General features: G+C 61.2%; 17 protein-coding genes. 2 read left to right on the forward strand and 15 right to left on the reverse strand.

The window, feature by feature from the left end; genetic code table 11:
* Window positions 1–48: 48 nt before the first annotated feature.
* From rbfA to dxs, 14 genes are all read right to left on the reverse strand, one after another.
* Window positions 49–465, reverse strand: a complete 417-nt coding sequence (gene rbfA, locus GbCGDNIH8_RS12360) for a 30S ribosome-binding factor RbfA (RefSeq protein ID WP_011633091.1) — start codon at window positions 463–465, stop codon at window positions 49–51.
* Window positions 462–3206, reverse strand: coding sequence for a translation initiation factor IF-2 (gene infB, locus GbCGDNIH8_RS12365; protein ID WP_072573417.1), 2745 nt, complete (start codon window positions 3204–3206; stop codon window positions 462–464). The genes rbfA and infB overlap by 4 nt, the downstream gene beginning before the upstream one ends.
* Before the next feature lie 8 nt (window positions 3207–3214).
* Window positions 3215–3835 (reverse strand): RNA-binding protein, encoded by a 621-nt coding sequence (locus GbCGDNIH8_RS12370; protein ID WP_253736049.1) that lies wholly within the window; start codon window positions 3833–3835, stop codon window positions 3215–3217.
* A 10-nt stretch (window positions 3836–3845) separates the two neighbouring features.
* Window positions 3846–5369, reverse strand: coding sequence for a transcription termination factor NusA (gene nusA, locus GbCGDNIH8_RS12375; protein WP_025287672.1), 1524 nt, complete (start codon window positions 5367–5369; stop codon window positions 3846–3848).
* A gap of 11 nt (window positions 5370–5380) precedes the next feature.
* The gene (rimP, locus tag GbCGDNIH8_RS12380; protein WP_072573418.1) at window positions 5381–5917 is read right to left on the reverse strand and encodes a ribosome maturation factor RimP; all 537 of its coding nucleotides are present in this window, start codon (window positions 5915–5917) and stop codon (window positions 5381–5383) included.
* A 77-nt stretch (window positions 5918–5994) separates the two neighbouring features.
* Window positions 5995–6864 carry a YihY/virulence factor BrkB family protein gene (locus GbCGDNIH8_RS12385; protein WP_072573419.1) on the reverse strand — a complete coding sequence of 290 codons (870 nt, stop codon included), beginning with the start codon at window positions 6862–6864 and terminating at the stop codon, window positions 5995–5997.
* Window positions 6861–8897 carry an AI-2E family transporter gene (locus tag GbCGDNIH8_RS12390; protein ID WP_081369016.1) on the reverse strand — a complete coding sequence of 679 codons (2037 nt, stop codon included), beginning with the start codon at window positions 8895–8897 and terminating at the stop codon, window positions 6861–6863. The genes GbCGDNIH8_RS12385 and GbCGDNIH8_RS12390 overlap by 4 nt, the downstream gene beginning before the upstream one ends.
* A gap of 103 nt (window positions 8898–9000) precedes the next feature.
* Window positions 9001–9684, reverse strand: a complete 684-nt coding sequence (gene trmB / locus GbCGDNIH8_RS12395; protein WP_072573420.1) for a tRNA (guanine(46)-N(7))-methyltransferase TrmB — start codon at window positions 9682–9684, stop codon at window positions 9001–9003.
* A 101-nt stretch (window positions 9685–9785) separates the two neighbouring features.
* Window positions 9786–10973, reverse strand: coding sequence for a methionine adenosyltransferase (metK, locus tag GbCGDNIH8_RS12400; RefSeq protein WP_072573421.1), 1188 nt, complete (start codon window positions 10971–10973; stop codon window positions 9786–9788).
* A gap of 137 nt (window positions 10974–11110) precedes the next feature.
* Window positions 11111–11950, reverse strand: a complete 840-nt coding sequence (gene hpnK / locus GbCGDNIH8_RS12405) for a hopanoid biosynthesis-associated protein HpnK (RefSeq protein WP_072573422.1) — start codon at window positions 11948–11950, stop codon at window positions 11111–11113.
* 87 nt (window positions 11951–12037) lie between these two features.
* Window positions 12038–13474: a hopanoid biosynthesis associated radical SAM protein HpnJ gene (gene hpnJ, locus GbCGDNIH8_RS12410; RefSeq protein WP_072573423.1), complete on the reverse strand. Its 1437-nt coding sequence runs from the start codon at window positions 13472–13474 to the stop codon at window positions 12038–12040.
* Window positions 13475–13594: 120 nt separating this feature from the next.
* Window positions 13595–14779 carry a bacteriohopanetetrol glucosamine biosynthesis glycosyltransferase HpnI gene (gene hpnI, locus GbCGDNIH8_RS12415; RefSeq protein WP_072573424.1) on the reverse strand — a complete coding sequence of 395 codons (1185 nt, stop codon included), beginning with the start codon at window positions 14777–14779 and terminating at the stop codon, window positions 13595–13597.
* Between the two features lie 51 nt (window positions 14780–14830).
* Window positions 14831–15475 carry an ABC transporter substrate-binding protein gene (locus GbCGDNIH8_RS12420; protein WP_072573425.1) on the reverse strand — a complete coding sequence of 215 codons (645 nt, stop codon included), beginning with the start codon at window positions 15473–15475 and terminating at the stop codon, window positions 14831–14833.
* Window positions 15472–17481, reverse strand: coding sequence for a 1-deoxy-D-xylulose-5-phosphate synthase (gene dxs / locus GbCGDNIH8_RS12425; protein WP_072573426.1), 2010 nt, complete (start codon window positions 17479–17481; stop codon window positions 15472–15474). The genes GbCGDNIH8_RS12420 and dxs overlap by 4 nt, the downstream gene beginning before the upstream one ends.
* Window positions 17482–18214: 733 nt before the next feature.
* Between dxs and hpnH the strand changes: the two genes are divergently transcribed.
* Entirely contained in the window at window positions 18215–19396 is a 1182-nt protein-coding gene (gene hpnH, locus GbCGDNIH8_RS12435; protein ID WP_072573428.1) for an adenosyl-hopene transferase HpnH, read from the forward strand.
* 47 nt (window positions 19397–19443) lie between these two features.
* Here the strand turns inward: hpnH and GbCGDNIH8_RS12440 are convergent, their stop codons facing one another.
* Window positions 19444–20064, reverse strand: a complete 621-nt coding sequence (locus tag GbCGDNIH8_RS12440; RefSeq protein WP_072573429.1) for a phosphorylase family protein — start codon at window positions 20062–20064, stop codon at window positions 19444–19446.
* A gap of 136 nt (window positions 20065–20200) precedes the next feature.
* On the opposite strand from GbCGDNIH8_RS12440, the gene dapB reads away from it, so the two are divergent.
* Window positions 20201–20986, forward strand: a complete 786-nt coding sequence (gene dapB / locus GbCGDNIH8_RS12445; protein ID WP_172822959.1) for a 4-hydroxy-tetrahydrodipicolinate reductase — start codon at window positions 20201–20203, stop codon at window positions 20984–20986.
* The last annotated feature ends 3 nt before the right edge of the window (window positions 20987–20989 follow it).

Raw genomic sequence — 20989 nt, forward strand, 5'->3', positions numbered from 1 at the left:
ACAAAAGCGTCTGGCCGTTTTTTTTATGATTCACAGAATCCTGCCGGCTTATTCGTCGAGATCCCGCTTAACCTCCGGACGGCGAAGCAGGGAATCCACATGCATCGCGTATTCCAGAGCCGAGTCTGGCTGAAAATGCAGCTCTGGCGCATAACGCAGCCGCATCACCTTGGCTACTTCTCCACGCAGATAGGTCGCAACACGCTTCAGATTAGGCAGAAGCGGTTCGATCTCACTGCTGCCCAGACGGGAGATGAACACGGTGGCGTGTTTCAAATCCGGGCTGATCCGCACTTCATTGATTGTAAAAGTGGTCGTGGCCAGTTCCGGGTCCCGGAATTCCTGACGTGCGAACACCCCGGCCAGCACGTGGCGGATTTCTTCCGCTACACGCAGCTGACGCTGGGATGGCGCACCTTTCGGAATGCCAGCAGGCCCGGAGGAGGAGGGCGGACGGCTGCTCAAGCGGGAACAAGCTCCGTCTCATAGCATTCAACGACATCGCCTTCCTTGATGTCATTGTAGCCTGCGAAGGACAGACCGCACTCGTAATTGCGGGCCACTTCCTTCACATCATCCTTGAAGCGCTTCAACTGGCTCAATTCACCCGTGTGAATGACAACGTTGTCACGCAGCAGACGCACGCCACAGCCACGCTTCACCACACCTTCGGTCACCATACAGCCAGCGACCTTGCCGACCTTGGTAATTTCGAAAACCTTGCGGATCTCGGCATAGCCCAGGAACTTCTCACGCTGTTTCGGCGCGATCTTGCCGCGTACCAGCGCCTCGATATCGTCCGCCACTTCATAAATGATGGAGTAGTAACGGATATCAACACCCTCGCGCTGGGCAAGCTCACGCGCCTGATTGGTTGCACGCACATTGAAGGCGATCAGCACGGCATTGGAAGCCTTGGCCAGCTGCACATCGCTTTCACTGATCTGACCAACCGAGGACAGCAGGGTGCGAACCTTGACCTCTTCGTGTTCCTGCTTCTGCACGGTGGTGGCAATTGCCTCCGCGCTGCCCTGCACGTCAGCCTTGATGACGACAGCAACTTCTTTCTGCGCGCCAGCCTGAATGCGGCTGAGCATCTGCTCCAGCGTGCCACGGCCGGCGGCAATACCGGCGGCCATTTTCTCGCGGATCTTGCGCTGACGGAATTCGCTGATTTCCCGCGCCCGGCTTTCGTTTTCCACCGCGACGAAAGGCTCGCCCGCCGAGGGAACCCCGGCCAGACCAAGAATCTCCACCGGTGTCGAAGGCAGGGCTTCTTTCATCTGCTGGCCCTTATCGTCCAGCATGGCGCGCACGCGGCCCCATTCCGCCCCGGCGACGACAATGTCGCCCTGACGCAACGTGCCTTTCTGCACCAGCACGGTGGCCACAGGACCACGTCCGCGATCCAGACGGCTTTCCACCACGGTGCCCTCAGCAGCCCGATCCGGATTGGCCTTCAGATCCAGCACTTCCGCCTGAAGCAGAATGGCTTCTTCCAGCTTGTCCAGATTCTGGCGCTTGAGAGCCGAAACCTCGACATCCTGTGTATCGCCGCCCATTTCCTCGACCACGATTTCGTGGTGGAGCAGTTCCTGGCGGACACGGCCCGGATTGGCCCCCGGCTTGTCGCACTTGTTGATGGCAACAATGATGGGCGCGTTCGCGGCCTTGGCATGTTTGATGGCCTCGATCGTCTGCGGCATCACGCCATCATCCGCCGCTACCACCAGCACGACGATATCCGTCACCGATGCACCGCGAGAGCGCATGGCGGTGAAGGCTTCGTGGCCGGGCGTATCCAGAAAGGTCAGCTTCTGCCGGGAGGGCAAAGTCACCTGATACGCACCGATATGCTGGGTGATACCGCCCGCTTCGCCCGCCGCCACATCGGTGGCACGCAGCGCATCGAGCAGCGAGGTCTTGCCGTGATCGACATGCCCCATGACCGTCACCACAGGCGGCCGCGGCTGAAGGTCGGAGTCGATATCGCTGATACCTTCCAGACCGACTTCCACATCGCTTTCGCTGACGCGACGGACGCGATGACCGAATTCCTGCACGACCAGTTCGGCGGTATCGGCGTCGATGGTCTGGGTAACGGTAGCCATCATGCCCATGCGCATCAGCTGCTTGATGACATCGGCAGCCCGCACGGCCATACGGTTGGCAAGTTCACCCACCGCAATGGTTTCCGGCAGCACGACATCGCGCACCACTTTCAGCTGATCAGCGCGCAGACGTTCCAGTTCCGCCTGCCGGCGTTCACGGTCACGCTGACGACGCATCGAGGCAATGGAGCGCGTACGCTCATCCTCACCCTCGATCGCGGCGCGCACATCAATGCGGCCACCACGACGCGGTTCAGCAACGGCTTTTTTAGCAACCGGAGCTGCCGCCTTGCGCGGTGCCGGTGCACCGCCGCCGCCTGTACGGCGCGGCTTGCGTTCTTCATCACCCTCCTCCCCACGTTCCCGCAGACGCAACGTCTGCGGAGCGGACGGTGCTGAAACGGGAACCTTGGAGGGGATCGGCGCAGGGCGGGACGGACGACGAATATCATCCGACGGGGCTGAGCGAGAGGGTGCAGACCGCGAAGGGGCTGCCGTACGCTCACGCTGGGCCGGAGGAGGCACAGGAGGCGCCTCGACCGGCGGCGCGGATTCGGCTGCCTTACGGGCCGCTTCTGCGGCAATCCGGTCGGCCTCTTCCTGTTCCTTGCGACGTGCCTCTTCTTCAGCGGCGCGTTTGGCTTCTTCCTCGCGACGGCGTGCTTCCTCGGCAGCAGAGAGGATCGAGATCTTCTCCTGCTCCCGGCGCTCCACCTCACGGCGGGCAGCCTCGACACGCTGCTGTTCCAGCACGCGCTGGCGAATAGCCAGTTCCTGCGCCGTCAGAGCGCGGCCTGCGCCCCCTGCACCACCACGACCGGAGCCGCGATTACCACCACCACTGCGTGGCGTACCCTGTGGGGCATTGCCGCCCTGCGGGGCGGGTGCGCTGCTGCTGCCGCCTTCCGGGGCCGAAGGAGCGCCAGGCTGTAATCCGCGCTTCTTGCGGACCTCAACCTGCACAACCTTCGAACGTCCGTGGCTGAAGCTTTGCCGCACGGATCCGGCATCCACGGTACGGCCCAGCTCCATTCGGCCAGCGGGCCGAAGCGACAGCCGGCCCTTGCCCGCGTCCTGATCGTTGCCTTCGCTCATCTAACGCCTTAACCCTCAATCGTGTCGCCGGTGAGTCCGGCCAACCGTTCCGCCTCAATCTCCAGCCGCGTGGCCAGAGCCCCCGGCGTAACCGCAATATGCACGGCATGATCGCGGCCAAATATCCGTCCCAGTTCCTCACCGCTCAGCGGCGAGATGACCAACACGGTCCTCTGTCCCGACAGGAAACGCGCCCTTTCGTCCGGACTGCCATCAGCAGCCTGCACAATCAGCGCCGCCCGACCGGCGACCAGCCATTCGCGGGCTTTGGTATAACCCGCCACTGCCTGCCCGGCGCGGCGCGCCAGACCAAGGCAATCCGTAACCCGTCGCAGAAGGCCATGCCGTACCCTATCGGTCAGATCGGGCGGAACAACCACCTGTGCGCGCGCAGCCCTGGCGAAGGCACCCCGGCGCTGGGCTGTTTCTAACACATCGCGCCGTGCGCTCAACCATATTCCCCTGCCCGGCAGGGTTGCCGTCAGGTCAGGGACCACCGAGCCGTCAGGACCAATAACAAAACGGAGCATACGGGCACGTTCACCCTGCACCCGCGTGACGACACAACGGCGCAGTGGCCCCCGCTCGTCCTGCTCATCATCCGCGTTGTCCAGCGAATCGTCTGGCACTGTGGGCGCGTCAGGCGTGGTCAGCCTCCTGTTCCTCATCGGTGAACCAGTGGGCGCGGGCAGCCATGATGATCTCATTGGCCGTCTCTTCGTCCATGGCATCGCTGCCGACGATTTCCACCAGCTCGTCACCGGCCAGATCGGCCAGATCGTCAAGGGTTTTCACGCCCTTTTCCCCCAGCGCCACCAACATGGCAGGCGTCAGCGTTTCGATATCGGCGATCTCGTCGGTAACACCCAGCGCCTTGCGCTTGTCATCCATCTCATTCGCACGACGGGTCAGATCAACCTCGGCGCGACGGATCAGCTCTTCTGCCACGTTCTCGTCGAAACCCTCGATTTCACTGAGTTCTTCCACGGGGGAGAAAGCCAGTTCCTCGACTGTGGTAAAACCTTCCGTCACCAGCAGACCGGCGATCACGTCATCGACATCCAGCGCATCAACAAACAGGCTGGTGCGCTTGCGGAATTCTTCCTGACGGCGCTCGCTTTCCTCGGCCTCGGTCAGGATGTCGATATCCCAACGGGTCAACTGGCTGGCGAGGCGGACATTCTGGCCACGGCGACCGATTGCCAGACTGAGCTGGTCATCCGGCACGACGACTTCAACGCGGCCTGCTTCCTCATCCATCACCACCTTGGTGACTTCAGCCGGAGCAAGCGCGTTCACCACGAAGGTCGCAGCCTGCGGGCTCCAGGGGATGATGTCGATCTTCTCGCCCTGCAACTCGGCCACCACCGCCTGAACACGGCTGCCGCGCATACCGACGCAGGCGCCGACCGGGTCGATGGACTGGTCACGGCTGATCACCGCCATTTTCGCACGGCTGCCGGGATCGCGGGAAACCGCCTTGATCTCGATGATACCATCGTAGATTTCCGGCACTTCCTGCGCGAACAGCTTGGCCAGGAAATTCGGATGGGTGCGGCTGAGAAAAATCTGCGGGCCGCGCGGCTCTTCACGCACATCATAGATATAGGCCCGCACGCGGTCGCCATTGCGGAAGCTTTCACGGGCAATCAGCTCGTCACGCCGCAGCAGCGCTTCGGACTTGCCAAGATCGACCATCAGATTGCCGTATTCGGTCCGCTTGACCACACCGTTGATGATCTCGCCCACGCGATCCTTGAATTCGTCGTACTGACGGCGACGCTCATATTCGCGCACGCGCTGCACGATCACCTGCTTGGCGGTCTGCGCGGCAATACGCCCGAAATCGATCGGCGGCAGGGGATCGACCAGATGGCCGCCAAGCTCGATATCGGGTTTGAATTTACGGGCGATATGGATCGGGATCTGAGTTTCCTCATTTTCCACGACCTCGACCGCCTCGGTCCAGCGGGACAGGCGCACATCACCGGTTTTACGGTCGATGGTGGCGCGGATATCCTTTTCATGCCCGTATTTCGCGCGACCAGCCTTCTGGATGGCCTGCTCCATCGCCTCAAGCACTTCTTCTCGGTCGATCGACTTTTCCCGCGCCACAGCATCGGCGACGAGGAGCAGTTCGGGACGGGAAATCGCAGTATCCATGCGGTCCTCTATCAATTCGGCTGCTGCGGGGAATCGGCCATGCCTGCTTCCTGGGCGGTGGCTTCGATCAATGCATCCGTCAGCACCAGTTTAGCCTTCTTCAGCCCATCCATCGGCAGGCTGACTTCCTCGCCATCATCCAGCCGCAGACGCGCTGCCGTTTCATCGGCCCCCAGCACCGTGCCGGAAAAACGCCGACGACCGCCGGGGCCGGGAATCGACATCTCGACCTTCGCCAGATGACCGGCAAAACGCACCCAGTCCTTCACCCTGGTCAGCGGACGGTCGATCCCTGCGGAGCTGACCTCCAGATTCCAGGTGGACTGGATCACATCCTCCACATCCAACAGCGCACCGGCTGCGTGGCTGATAGCCTCGCAATCATCAATGCCGATCAGGGAACCGTCGGCGCGGTCAGCCATGATCTGCACGGTCGGCTGCTCCCGTCCCAGCACGGCCACGCGCACCAGTTCGAATCCCATATCGGCCAGACCAGGAGCGATCAGTCCGGCGATACGCTGTTCGAGAGGAGTTTGCGCCACACTCATATGGTCATGCGTCCAGTAAAGAAAAAGGGCGGCCCGTGGGCCACCCTTTTACAGGCTGAATATCTTGGAAACGGTTCTTACGCCTTTACCGTGTCCGGTGCAACACCTGCCTGCCGGCGTGCATGACGGTCATCGGAATAGGCGCGGGTCAACTCGGCCCCGAACAGGAAAATCTGCGCAGAGTAATAAACCCACAGCAGCATGATCACCAGCGCACCAGCCGCCCCATAGGAAGTCGCTGCATTGCTGGAACCGATATACATACCAATCAGCATCTTGCCGACGCTGAACAGGAGCGCAGTCGTCACGGCCCCCATCCCCACATCACGCCACGCAATGACCCGATCTGGCAGGATTTTGTAGGTTGCCCCGAAGATCAGGGCGATAATGAGAAAGGACATGCCGGCATTGGCCAGTTGCAGCAGCAATCTGGTTTCCGGAATAAAACTGTCAAGCCAGTCGCCGATGGCGGCCAGCACCGCACTGGCCACCAGCGAGACCATCAGTAAAAAACCCATCGTCATCACCAGCCCAAGGCTGAGCAATCTGACCCTGACCAGTTGTCCGACGGTGGAGCGTGGAGGCTCCGCCCGCCAGATCACATTCAACGTCGCCTGAATTTCGCCGAACACGCCGCTGGCCGTTATCAGCAATGTGCCGATGCCGATCGCCGTCGCAATCGGCCCTGCGCCATGCCGTCCGGCACTGGCAATCATGGCCTGCAACGCTTCGGCGGCCTGTTTGCCCATCAGACCGCCAAGCTGGCTGACGATCGCACCACGTGCGGCATCCTCCCCGAACAGGGTGCCTGCCACGGCAATGACGATCACCAGCACCGGCGACATCGAAAACACCGTGTAATACGCAATCGCCGCCCCGCGGCTGAGGCAATTATCGGCAAGATAACCCTCCGCCGCATCCTTGAGAATAGCAAGAATACGCTTCATGCCGCCATTCCTGACTGATGCTCCACCGCTGCCGCATGCGCCAGCCGCACCGCATCCCGCAATGAGGTCACATAGTAATCCGCCCCGATCATTTCCCGCTGCGCTTCATCGGACAGAACCGGGTTTCCCGTCGGCCACAGCCCGACCATCAGCTTCGCATGAGGGGCATGGGTGCGCAGGCGCTGCATCAGCATTCGCAGATGCGCTGGCCGGCTGGTGACTTCCAGATAGGAAACGCACACCAGATCGACCGCCCCCAGATCGGTCTGGGCAATCCGACCGCCCCGCACTGCATGACGTGACAGAACCCGTGCCGGCAGGCCATGCTTGGCCATCAGCTGAGCCAGCATGATGGCAGCCCCCTCATCCAGCGGTCCCCGCCCCGCGACGCAAACAATCGAATAGGATCCAGCCGAAGGAGGCTCACCATGCGTGTCTGATGATAAAGCAGAAGTCTCGGTCATGGTGCCGGCCGCTTCTTCAGGCAGCAGGGCCTCATCATCGAAATCGGCCAGCTCATCCGTCAGATCGCGCACCTGCTGAAGAATCACCTCCACCCGATCTGGCGCCAGAACACCACGCTGGGCGTCTCTGCCGGCCAACTGCAGCGCCTTCAGGGCGACGTCATCGTAATAGGAAGACAGGCTCCGTTCCCTCAGCAGGATCTCGGCATGGTCCTGGACCTCGTCAGAATCACCGGCAAGCATGCGCTGGTAAAAACTCTCCACCGGCGTCAATGCCGGCCTGTCGCCCAGCAGAACATCCAGAAATTCCAGCTTCGGGATATGCCGGCCCATCACCACCAGACAGACCGTCAACGGTGTGGACAGGATCAGCCCGATTGAGCCCCAAAGCCAGGTCCAGAAAATCGCCGACAGCATGACCGCCAGAGGCGACAGCCCGGTCGAATGACCATAGAGCAGCGGCTCCACCACCTGCCCCATCATGCTTTCCGCCACCAGAAACATACCGACCGCCCACAGCGCCATGCTCCAGCCCGGATCGACTGCCGCCGCCAGGGCGATCGGCGGAATGGCTGCCAGCGGTGTGCCGATATAAGGCACGAACCGCATCAGCCCGGCGATCACCCCCCACAAAGCTGGGCTGGGCACACCGATCATCCACAAACCAAGCCCGGTGATCAGACCGAAAGCCGCATTCAGTCCAAGTTGCGCCAGAAAATACCGGCTGAGCCGGCTGGCCGCATCGTCCATCGCCAAAGTCGTGCGATGCAGATCGGACGAACCGAACAGGCGGATCATCCGGTCCCGCAGATCCTCCAGCCTCATCAGCATGAAAATGGCGACGATGAACACGATTCCCGTGGAGGCCAGCGGAGCGATGATGGGCGACAGATACCGCTCCGCAATTTCCAGCGGAGACGGATTGACAGGCGCAATGGTCACCGGAACAGGCTGGGCTTCCTTCCCCACCCCTTCCCGCCCCCCATGAGGCTGAAGATTGCGGTCACCCATCCGCTGGGGCGGCGGCAAAGCTGTCTGATCATGGGTCGACTGAGCTGGAGGGCCCGAGGAAGCCTGATTCTCCGGCGTTGATGTCTGGGAAGAAGACGGTCTGGCGCTTCGCTCATGGCCGAATGTTCCAAGACGGTCGGCAATATGCCCCGCACGCGTCATCGCCCAGTCCCGCAGCAGGTCCGCCTTGTCGAGAATGGTGGACTGATAGCGCGGGACGTTATCAGCCAGCTGCGCCAACTGGGTGCCGATCAGACCGCCCAACGCCAGAATGATGCCCAGGGCCAGCAACACAGCCAGCACCACCGCGATAAATCGCGGCATCCACAACCGGCGCAGCACTGAGACGAGCGGCGACAGCACGAAGCTGAGCAGCACGGCCAACGTGATCGGCACCAGCACCTCGCGCCCCAGATACAGCGCCGCCACCACGACCACGCCGATCACCACAGCGCGGAGATCGTTACTGCTGGGCGTTTCGGCGGCGGCGATGCGGACGCGGTTATCTGCGACCGGCGGCAGCAGGGAGGACGAAGAGGAAGATGGCGCGTCAGGCATGAGGGTCGCTTTGCTGCGAAAAGGCTTCACCCTAATGCGCAGTAAAGCGTGTCAGGTTCCCGATTGCGACCGTGCTGTACGCAATTGGCAACAAATGGTGGCGTCAGCGCCGCACATAGCGCCAATAAAGCGGCTGACGACCGGCCCTGATCGCCTTGGCCTCATAACGTGTTGGCGGCCAGCCTTCCGGCCTTTCATCGCTCATGGCGACCAGCTCGAAAGCGGTCTGACGCTCCATGACCTCCGGCACCCAAGCCTGATAGGTAGGATCATCAGAGGCAATCCGCCATTCCGCTCCCGGCTTCATCACCCGCGCCAGCGTAGCGGCATTTTCAGGATGCACGAAGCGCCGCTTCGCGTGTCGCGCCTTCGGCCATGGGTCGGGAAACATCAGAAAAACCCGGTCCAGTACCTGATCCGGCAGATCGCGCAGCAGCGGGCGCGCATCATCATCCCATACCCGCAGATTACCGGGCAGCGGCGCGGTTTCCTCATCCAACGGTTCTGGCAGGAGGCGTGACAACAGGGAACACAGACCGTTTTCGAATACTTCGCAGGCAATCAGAGTCACATCCGGATGCGCCTCGATCTGGGCCACGGCATGCTCACCACCGCCGAACCCGATCTCCAGCCAGAGCGGAGAAACCCCCTGAAGCGAGGACGGCCCGGCATAGCGCAGCCGGGGCAGGGTCAGGTCCAGCAAACGCTGCTGACGGGGCCGGAGCGCGTGGCCCCGCTGGCGGCCATACAGCCGGTCGGGTTGGGATTTCATGGTCATGTCAGGCATCGATTCACATCAGGCAGAAGCAGATGATCCAGATCAAACGAAAAGGTCAGGGATTGCTCCCTGACCTTTCATATCATCCAGTACGCCGAAGGCGTCTGGTCTCAGCGGTTGAAGGCGGAGCGCAGGGCTGCCGCAATATCCGTCTGTTCCCAGGTGAAGTTGTCCAGCGCCATATCCGGGATACGGCCAAAATGGCCGTATGCGGAGGTCGGCACATAGATCGGACGGTTCAGGCGCAGATGCTCGCGGATGCCGCGGGGAGACAGGTTCACCAGCTCACGCAGGGTCTTTTCCAGCTTCACCTCATCCACATCATGCCCCGTACCGTGCAGATCGACATAGACGGACAGCGGATGGGACACACCGATTGCGTAGCTGATCTGCAGGGTCACCCGGTCCGCCAGTTCGGCGGCGACCACATTCTTGGCCAGATAGCGGGCGACATAGGCAGCGGAACGGTCAACCTTGGTGGGATCCTTGCCGCTGAAGGCTCCACCGCCATGCGGGGCCGCGCCACCATACGTGTCGACGATGATCTTGCGGCCCGTCAAACCCGCATCACCATCCGGACCGCCGATGACGAACTTGCCGGTCGGGTTGACGTAGATTTCCTGCTCCGGCGGCATCCAGCCATCCGGCAGAACCTGACCGATCACACCGGTCACGATACGGCGCAGCTCGTCCTGAGACGCGGATTCGCCATGCTGGGTGGAGACAACGACGCTGGTTGCGCCGACCGGGCGGCCATCCACGTAACGCAGGGTCACCTGGCTCTTCGCATCCGGCTCCAGCAGCTTGCCCTCGGCGGAACCACTTTTACGCAGCTCCGTCAGACGACGCAGAATTTCATGAGAATAATAGATCGGGGCCGGCATCAGGGTCGGCGTCTCGCGGCAGGCATAGCCGAACATGATGCCCTGATCGCCCGCGCCTTCATCCTTACTGCCTGCGCTATCGACGCCGACAGCGATGTCAGCGGACTGCGCATGCAGGTGAATGGCGATATCGGTGTTCTTCCAGGAAAAGCCTTCCTGATCGTAGCCGATATCCCTGATCGCCTCACGGGTTAGGTTTTCAAGCAGCTCCGGTGTCACGGAAGCAGGGCCACGGGTTTCACCCGCGAGAACGACACGGTTGGTGGTGACCAGCGTTTCACAGGCCACACGGGCGTAAGGATCAGCCTTCAGGAAGGCATCCAGAACCGTATCACTGATCCGGTCTGCCACCTTGTCGGGATGACCTTCCGAAACAGATTCGGAGGTGAAAAGATATTCGCCCTTATCGCGCATGGAGTTTTTTCCTCTTGTCGCGAGCGTGAACCGCTACGATCGCCATGGTGGGGGGTGTGGCTGAAACCGGTCATATCGTCAAGGCGCGATGGCCTGCCGGAAGGCCGGAACCGGCTGACAGCATAATGTCAGCGATTTCACAGATCATTCCAACCTATGAACTGCGCCTGTCTGCCCGTGAATGCGTCCCTTACGTGTGGATCAGTCAGGGCTGCGTATTCACCGGTCTGGTCGTATTCCGGCATCAGCGCCCGCAGGGTCGCATCAGGCCGGGCAGCCGGATGGGTATAGATTTCCGTGACACCGGACGGCAGATGCCTGCTCAGGCGCAGCAGCTTGTCGGATGTCATGTGCCCGCTCCAGCGCAGGCCGAACACGTGATCATTGACTGAAAGACCCGCTTTGCGCGCCTGCGCCCGCAGCATACCGGTCCAGCGATATAACAGCGTATCACTCAGGCCGGTCTTTTCTCCGCAGGCCGCCATGATGGCAGGCGGCTCCGCAGGAATACGGATCGCACGCAGACCATAATCCCGGCCGATCTCGCACAGCAGCTTCCCCACCGTCGGATGCAGATGCATGTGCTTGTGCGCATTGGCATGATCCAGCGTCAGCCCGGTGGCGCGGAAGGCCGCAAACTGGGCATCGATCTCCTCCGCCAGTTGCCGCCTCGCCGAGGGGGAAAAGAAATAGGTGAAACCCCGCCGCACCTGATCGGAGCCGAAACGCCCCTGCTGATCGACCAGTGCCGGAATCCGGGCATACGGCAGCACGGAATCTCCCTCCACCAGCACCAGATGCAGCCCGACCCGCAGAGAAGGCGTCTCCCGCGCCATGGCCACGGCCTCGGCCGCCGCCGGAGCCGCCACCATCAGGCTGCATGTCGACAGGATACCGTTGCGGTGGGCATCCAGCACCGCCTCATTCACCGCCGAGGTCAGGCCGAAATCATCAGCCGAGACGATGATCCGCCTCATCACCTGTCCTATCCTTCATAAGCGACAGGGCCAGAGAATGAACTCTGGCCCTGTCCCGTTATCCCTGTTTTAACCCGTACGGATCAATCAGGCAGCGTTACGCTGGGTCTTGCGTTCCTTGAGGAACTGGAAGAACTCCACGCCCTCGCGCAGGCGACGCTTCATCATCTGCGGGCTGGTGATCATCTCACCGACGATGGAGGCGATCTTCGGCGCACGGAAATAGAATTTCCGGTAGAACTCCTCGACGCTCTGGAACATCTCGGTGTGGGTCAGGTGGTCGTAATGCAACGGCGCCATCTGGATGCCATGCTCGTCGATCAGTTCCGCATGCTCGGCATCCAGCCAGCCATTCTCGACCGCCTGATTATACAGGAAGGTGCCCGGATACGGTGCGGCGAGGCTCACCTGCAACGTGTGCGGGTTCACTTCCTTCGCGTATTCGATCGTTTCCTGAATGGTTTCCTTCGTCTCACCCGGCAGGCCGAGGATGAAGGTACCATGAATCTTGATGCCGAGATCGTGGCAATCCTTGGAGAATTTCTTTGCAACCTCGATCCGCAGACCCTTCTTGATGTTATGCAGGATCTGCTGGTTGCCGCTCTCATAGCCAACGAGCAGCAGGCGCAGGCCATTATCCTTCAAAATCTTCAGGGTTTCGCGCGGCACATTGGCCTTGGCGTTGCAGGACCATGTCACACCCAGCTTGCCCATCTCCCGTGCGATGGCCTCGGCACGGGGCAGATCGTCCGTGAAGGTATCGTCGTCGAAGAAGAATTCCTTCACCTGCGGGAAGTATTTCTTCGCCAGAGCGATTTCCTCGGCCACATGCTGCGGGCTGCGCACGCGGTAGCGATGGCCACCAACCGTCTGCGGCCACAGGCAGAAGGTACAGCGGGATTTACAGCCGCGCCCGGTATACAGGCTCAGATAGGGATGCTTCAGATAGCCGATGAAGTAATCCTCGATCTTCAGATCACGCTTGTAGACCTCGGTCACGAAGGGAAGCTGGTCCATATCCTCCAGAATTTCACGATCCGGGTTATGGATGATCTCGCCATTGGCATTCCGCCAGGACAGGCCGGCAATGGTGGCCAGGTCGCGGCCCTCGGCCACTTCCTTGACGGTGAAGTCGAATTCATTGCGCGCCACCCAGTCAACCGGGCCGCCACTCTTCAGACTTTCCTCCGGCTGCACCGCCACTTTCGCACCGACGAAACCGATCTTGAGAGACGGGTTCACGTCTTTCAACGCCTGCGCCACCTTCACATCGGAGGCAAAGGAGGGGGAAGAGGTATGCATCACGCACAGCTCGTAATCCTTGATCTGCGCCGTCACCGTCTCCAGCGTGATCCCGGCCGGCGGAGCGTCGATCAGCTTGCTGCCCGGCACCATCGCAGCAGGCTGGGCCAGCCATGTCGGATACCAGAAGGAACGGATCTCGCGCCGCGCCTGATAACGGGAACCGGCTCCGCCATCAAATCCATCAAAGGAAGGCGGGTGCAGAAACAGGGTCTTCATCATGAGCGTCGGTACCTCTTCATGAGTCGGCGCCGACAGGCCCGGCTCCGTTTACGCAATCTTACGCAGTCATTGTCTTACGTCATTGTGGCGCGGATACGTATGCCCGCATTGCAATTGACCTCAGCCCTTCAGGAGGGGCTGCCCCGCCAGCGTCGCCTGCTGCATGGCCGGAGACGAGCGATAGGCCATCCGCGTCACCTGCACCACCTGCCCGCGCCATTTGACATCCCCTTTGCGGAACGTGGCGAGAATGGTGGCCATCGACAACAGCTCCCGCACAGGCAGAAGCAGAAGAGAGGTCGCCGGAGCAAGCTTCAAAAGGTGGTCGATCCCGCGACTGACCAGAAAACGCACCATCCAGAAGGCAAAAAACACCGCCAGCGCCCAACCCGCCAGACCGGACAGCGCCACACCCAGCATGGCCCAGAATAACGGAAACTGAAGAATGGAAAGAATGAACCCGACCGGGGCCACAGACTGAATGGTGCGTTGCCAGCGCAGCTCATGGTCGAACAGGGCGCGGATCGTGGTCTCCGGCACGGTGGTGGCAGGAACGGTGTCAGCCAGACCGACGCGCAGACCCTGCCCCACCATTAAGTGGCCCAGCACCGCATCATCGGCGATATGATGCGCAAGCACTGCCAGACCGCCCAGATTTTCCAGCGTCTCCCGCCGCAGCGCCATGGTGGCACCCAGGCAATCCTGACGGCCCAGCAGACGCGCAACCAGCGCACCGGGCAGGAACTGATGGGAAATACCCGCCATGCCCAGAGTACCGACCAGACCGGATTGCGGCGATACACCGGAATACAGAGTGGTTACCAGCCCGGTTTGAGGCTGCTCCAGCGCAGTAACCAGACGTCGGAGATAATCCCGCGTGACATGGACATCGCTATCCGCAATCACCAGCACATCATGCCGGGCGCTTGGATACATGTTGATAAGATTGGCAATTTTCCGATTTTCGCCATGCGGTGTGGGATCAACCACCATCACGATATCCAGATGGGGAAACCGTCCCTGCAAACGACGCACGACATGACGGGCGGGGTCACTTGCGCTCTGTACACCGAAAACCAGTTGATAATGCGGGTAATCCTGCTGACAGAAGCTTTCCAGCGCCTGCTCGAGCAGCGGCTCCTCACCATGCAACGGTTTCATGATGGTGACGGCGGGCCAGTCCTGCCGGGGGGGCAGAGGCTGCCTTGCATGCCTGGCAAATGTCCACACAGCCCCGAGGCCGAGAACGGTCTGCACCATCCCGATCCCGGCCAGAGCCATGGTCGTATCAGCAAAAAAGAGCATCACTCAAAAAACCGGACTAAAATCTTGAGGAACACATCGGGACACGCTTCATCACATCGTGCCACCGGACAGGTCCGATATTTTCTGCCGGAGTTTGTCCAGGAGATTATCCGGCCCGGCTGCCAGCAATGTGCGGAAATCGGAACGTGTCACCGCCACCTGGCTGATCGAGCCATCCAGCAGAACATCAACGACTTTCCACTGCCCGCCATCATTACGCATCAGATAGTCAATGCGATTGGCGGTGCCGTCACTCACGATCTGGCTCTGTACCACCTGATCGCTACCGGATGCCACCGGGTTAGGTGATACCCGGAAGGACTGGCCATCAAAGCTCGAGAATTCGGAAACGTAACGCGCCACAGTAAAGCGCGTGAAAACATCCAGCAGCCGGGATTGTTGTTCCGGCGTCAGGCTGTTCCATTTCAGACCGACGGAATTTTTCAGCAGCAGCGGCAGGTCCAGAACCTGCTGCACGACCGGAGCCAATGTCTGGTAACGCTGGGGAAAAGGAACCGCACTGCCCTGTTTCATAATACCAAGCAGCGCCTGATTGAGCCGTTCGATCTGGGCGGACGGACCTGCCGTCTGGGCCTGTGCCGCAATGGGAACCAGGCTCGTCGTGAAGGAAAGCCCGGCAACCGGTGCCCACAACACCAGTCCCTGTAATAGAGACGCGCGGATGAATCTTTTCATCGTGACGGCACCTTCCGGGTCATTGTCTGTTCCAGCAATTTCAGGACGGTATCGCGAATTGCCTGATGGTCAAGTCCGGCCTGTCTGATCTGGTTTGGCTGTGTATCATGGTCGATATAGCGATCCGGCAGGATCATGGAGCGGATTTTCAGGGCATGGCCATCGCGCCCATCCAGCAGGCCGGACTGCGCCAGATGCTGCATCACGTGGCTGGCATAGCCGCCTATCGAGCCTTCCTCAACGACCACGAGAACGTCGTTCTCCCGCGCCAGACGCTCCACCAGCGCCGTGTCCAGCGGCTTCACAAAGCGGCCATCCGCCACCGTCACCGTCAGGCCATGCGTGGCAAGATCATCCGCCGCCAGCAGGGCATCCTGCAACCGAGTGCCTATGCTCAGGATCGCGATCCCGCTCCGGCCATCCCGCACGATGCGGCCCTGACCGATCGGCAGGATATCCCCGCGCAGGCGACCTTTCCCATCACGCGGCAGCGCAACACCCACGCCTTCACCACGCGGATAACGCACCGCACTCGGCCCCGCATCATACGCCGCAACCGTCGCCACAGCATGCACGAGCTCCGCCTCATCAGACGGAGACATGATCATCATCCCGGGCAGACAGCCCAGATACGCCATGTCGAAGCTGCCAGCATGCGTCGCGCCATCGGCACCCACCAGACCCGCACGGTCAATCGCAAAGCGAACCGGAAGGTTCTGGATCGCAACGTCATGCACCAGCTGGTCATAACCGCGTTGCAGGAAGGTCGAATACAGCGCGCAGAACGGAACCATCCCCTCCACCGCCAGACCAGCCGCAAACGTCACCGCATGCTGCTCCGCGATCCCGACATCAAAGCAACGATCCGGGAAGCGCTTCTCAAACGCATCCAGACCCGTGCCCGACGGCATCGCCGCATTGATCGCAACCACCCGGGGATTATCCTCCGCCGCCGCAATCAGCGCCTCTGCAAAGACTTTCGTGTAGGTCGGCGGCGCAGGCTTCGCGCCCGGAACAGGCGCAGGCTTGATCTGCTCGCCCGTCACAACATTGAACCGGCTCACCGCGTGATATTTGTCCGCAGACGCCTCCGCAGGGGCATAGCCATGCCCCTTCCGCGTGATCGCATGCACCAGGATCGGACCCGTCTCCTCCGCATCCCGCACATTGCGCAGAACCGGCAGAAGATGATCCAGATTATGACCGTCAATCGGGCCTACGTAATAGAAGCCCAGCTCCTCGAACAGCGTGCCGCCCGTCAGGATGCCGCGGGCATATTCCTCCGCACGGCGCGCCGTCCGCTCGATCCCCCGCGGGAAATGGCGCGCCATCTTCCCAGCCAGATCACGCAGGTTCAGGAAGCTCCGCGATGACAGCAGACGCGACAGATATGCCGACATCGCCCCCACAGGAGGCGCAATCGACATGTCATTGTCGTTCAGGATCACCACCAGACGCGACTTCAGGCTGCCGGCGTTGTTCATCGCCTCATACACCATCCCCGCGCTCATCGCCCCGTCGCCGATCACAGCGATCACATGCTCCGGTCCCGCCCCGACCTCGCCCGCCGCACGCCGCAGATCGCGCGCCACCGCCATGCCAAGTCCAGCCGAGATCGAGGTCGAGCTGTGGCCCGCGCCGAACGGGTCGTATTCGCTCTCCGAACGCTTCGTAAAGCCGGACAGACCCCCACCCATCCGCAGCGTGCGAATACGATCCCGGCGACCTGTCAGGATCTTGTGAGGATAAGCCTGATGACCAACATCCCAGATCAGACGGTCAGACGGCGTGTCGAACACCGCATGGATCGCCACCGTCAGCTCAATCACGCCAAGCGCCGCGCCAAGATGCCCGCCCGTGACCGAGACAGCGTCTACCGTCTCCGCACGAAGCTCATCCGCAACCGCGCGCAGTTGCTCCGATGACATGTTCCGTAAATCAGACGGGTAACGAACACGGTCCAGGGTCGGAGTCTCATGGCGACGGCCAGGGGTTGTATCAGTCATGCGAACTCTTCATCCTGCGGCGCGCAGCCGCTTCAATTCTTGAACACCACCCGGACTTCCCGTCCGCCCTTCCCCCCGGAAGACCAGACGGCCCGATTCCCTCACGGGCTGGACCCTGTCCGAGCTGAGCGGTGGCAGCGGTCTTGATGACCAGAGACCACTCGCGCAGTTCGCATTCCCCTCTATCCAAATCCGGCAACTCCTTGATTGCATGTTTCATGTGGAACCGTCTGCGGCAACCCCAAACCCGCAGCCACCCCGATCACAATGTCCGAATCCATCAAGAAGCGTGCTTTATGAGCAACACTGTGGTGATAACCTGTCCTGCTTTTAATGGAAGACTCTCAAACATGGCATGGAATGATTTACGTCTCGTAAACTGAATGATTGGCTCTCAAAAACGGCACTGACAGGCGGTCATGCCCCGACAAAAAACTTTTCTGATCCTGAACAGAACAGCTCGCCCCTGCTTTGCACACCGTGCTGCCACGCATTTCCAGTCTGGACCCGTGCGGTCCGGATGGTGTAGCGAAACTGGCCCCATGCCCGGCCTGAACTGCCCGGGCATACAGCATGATGAGGCTATCATTTATCGTTCCGTCATATCATGTTCCAGAGCATCCATGGCCAACCCGTCGGATCTACCCGGATCGTATGATTGGCTTATCCCTGATGCCCGGTCCACGACCGGTCATCCGACCGCAGTTTTGACCAAAGGCTGAGGAAGTTCCGTATGGCTGTGCCGCTGCACCAGGCGATCCGCGTAGGCGCCTATGTGATGAAGCAACATCTGCTGGGGCGGAAACGCTATCCGCTGGTCCTGATGCTGGAACCGCTGTTCCGTTGCAATCTGGCCTGCGCGGGTTGCGGCAAGATCGATTACCCGGCGGAAATCCTCAACCAGCGCCTGTCCGTGGCAGAGTGCCTCGAAGCCGTCGATGAATGCGGCGCGCCCGTTGTGGTGATCGCCGGTGGCGAGCCGCTGCTGCACAAGGAACTCGATCAGGTGGTCGAGGGCATCATTGCCCGTAAAAAATTCGTGATCGTCTGCACCAATGCCCTGCTGCTCGAAAAGAAGATGCATCTTTTCAAGCCGAGCAAGTGGTTCTCCTGGTCGGTCCATCTGGATGGAGACCAGGAAGATCACGACAAATCGGTCTGTCAGGATGGCGTCTACGAACGCGCGGTGGAAGCCATCCGCCGCGTGAAGCAGGCCGGATTCCGCACCATTATCAACTCCACCCTGTTCGACACCGCCGATCCGGAGCGCATGGCGCGCTTCTTCGACGATGTCATGGAAATCGGCGTGGACGGGATCAGCGTCTCCCCCGGCTACGCGTATGAGCGTGCGCCGGATCAGCAGCACTTCCTGAACCGTCGTCGCACGAAAGACCTGTTCCGCGGGATTTTTGCCCGTGCGGACAAGACAAAGAAGAAATGGGAGTTCAATCAGTCCTCCCTGTTCCTGGATTTCCTGGCCGGAAACCAGACTTTCAAATGCACCCCGTGGGGTAACCCGACACGCACCTATTTCGGCTGGCAACGCCCCTGTTATCTGCTCGGTGAAGGCTATGCCAAATCCTTCAAGGAGCTGATGGAGGAAACTGACTGGGATGCCTACGGCACCGGCAATTACGAAAAATGCGCCGACTGCATGGTGCATTCCGGATATGAAGCCACCGCCGTCGCCGAGGCTGTCAGCAAACCGTGGAAAGCCGCCAAGCTCGCCCTGACCGGCATCAGGACCACTGGTGACATGGCCCCCGATATTCCGCTGACCAACCAGCGTCCGGCCCAGTATGTTTTCAGCCGGCACGTTGAAACCGCGCTGGAAAAAATCCGCGCCGAGCAGGCTGGCGCTTCCAAACCCCCCAAGACTGTGGTTCGCCACGTAGCCGCCGGGGCTGGAGACTAAGCTGATTTCTCCCCCGATCGTGCAAACGGTCGGGGGTTTTTCTTTACTCAGGTCAGAGTCGGCCACTGAAACTGACGCAGGGTTCTCCGGGCCGCCGCAGCATCCCGTGCCAGCGCCATCAGGGAACCTAGCTGCGAAGGCTGACGCAGAATTGATCCTGCCACCCTGAACACACCGATCGCCCCGGTTTGATCCAGCGCCAGCAACGCCGCAGGCGGCAAATCCCTGTCCGCCGGATCACACACTGCCCGGACGATCGAAAAAGGGATGCCATACAGGGCCGCCACCCGCGCCACCGCCCCGCTTTCCAGATCGACCGCCCCTGCACCGGTCTGATGAAACAGCGCGGCCTTGTCCTTCCGACTGGCCACGACCTGCCGGGTTGCAACCATACGCCGCAAGGTACTGCCGACCGGCCATAACGGGTCTGTCCGATAAATGACCCCTTCCTCGATCAACTCGGCCGGAATCAGCAGGGCACCCGGCACAATGGCCGGATCAAGGCCACCTGCCAGACCGAAACTGACCAGCCGATCCACCCCGCTTTCAGCCAGATGAATGGCAGCCCGTTCCGCGCCCTCGGGCTCCCCTCCACCGACCGCGGCAATACCGAACCCGCGCAGGAGTCTTGCTTCAGCCTGTAAGCCCACGACCACGCCGGTTTTCATCACCGCATCCCGCCTTCATCACCTGTTCGGGGCTGTTTGAAGCAAAGCACGCCCATACGGGCAAATACGACCCGTCATAGCCTGTGCGCTTCTGTCCCCTCTCGTCATTCCGTGCAGTCTGTGCCACCAGAGGAACATGAGCACAGATCGCAGCATACGCATTGGAATTGCCGGCATGGCCGGTCGGATGGGCAGCCTGCTGGTCGAGGAAGCGGCCGCGCAGGGTACGGTCTCCGGGGGAACACTCCGACCCGGATCAAACAGCCAGGCACCAGCCGGCGTTCATGCCTTTGCTGATATCAGCGCGCTGGCAGAAGCCTCCGACGCGGTGATTGACTTTACCTCCGCCTCCACCGTGCAGACGCATGCCAGCGCGCTGAGCAAAACGCGGACGGCATGGATTCTTGGCACGTCCGGCCTTTCCCCTGCTGATGAAAAGGCCGTCGAGGACGTCGCCGCCCTCATCCCGGTGGTGTATGCGCCCAATTTCGCGCCGGGGGTCAATCTGGTGCTGGCGCTGGCCGAAAAAATGGCCGCGGCCCTGCCCGGCGACCGCTATGATGCCGAAATCGTGGAAATGCACCATCGCCGCAAGATCGACTCCCCCTCCGGCACGGCCATCGGTCTGGGTCGCGCGGTGGCCGCCGGTCGCGGCGTGGCGCTGGAGGAAGTGATTGAAAGCGGTCGGCACGGGCATGTCGGCCCCCGCCAACCCGGCGCCATCGGCTTCGCGGCACTGCGGGGCGGACAGGTGGTCGGCGAACACACCCTGCTGTTTGCCGCTGATGACGAGCATATCGCCCTGACCCACCGCGCCTTTGACCGTCGTGCTTTCGCGCGCGGTGCGGTGCAGGCAGCCTTGTGGGTGCAGGGTAAACCACCCGGACTGTATTCAATGATGGATGTGCTGGGCATGCGCTGAAAG

Origin of the sequence: Granulibacter bethesdensis (genome assembly GCF_001889545.1) — a bacterium.
In the GTDB taxonomy this organism is placed as follows: Bacteria; Pseudomonadota; Alphaproteobacteria; order Acetobacterales; family Acetobacteraceae; genus Granulibacter; species Granulibacter bethesdensis_B.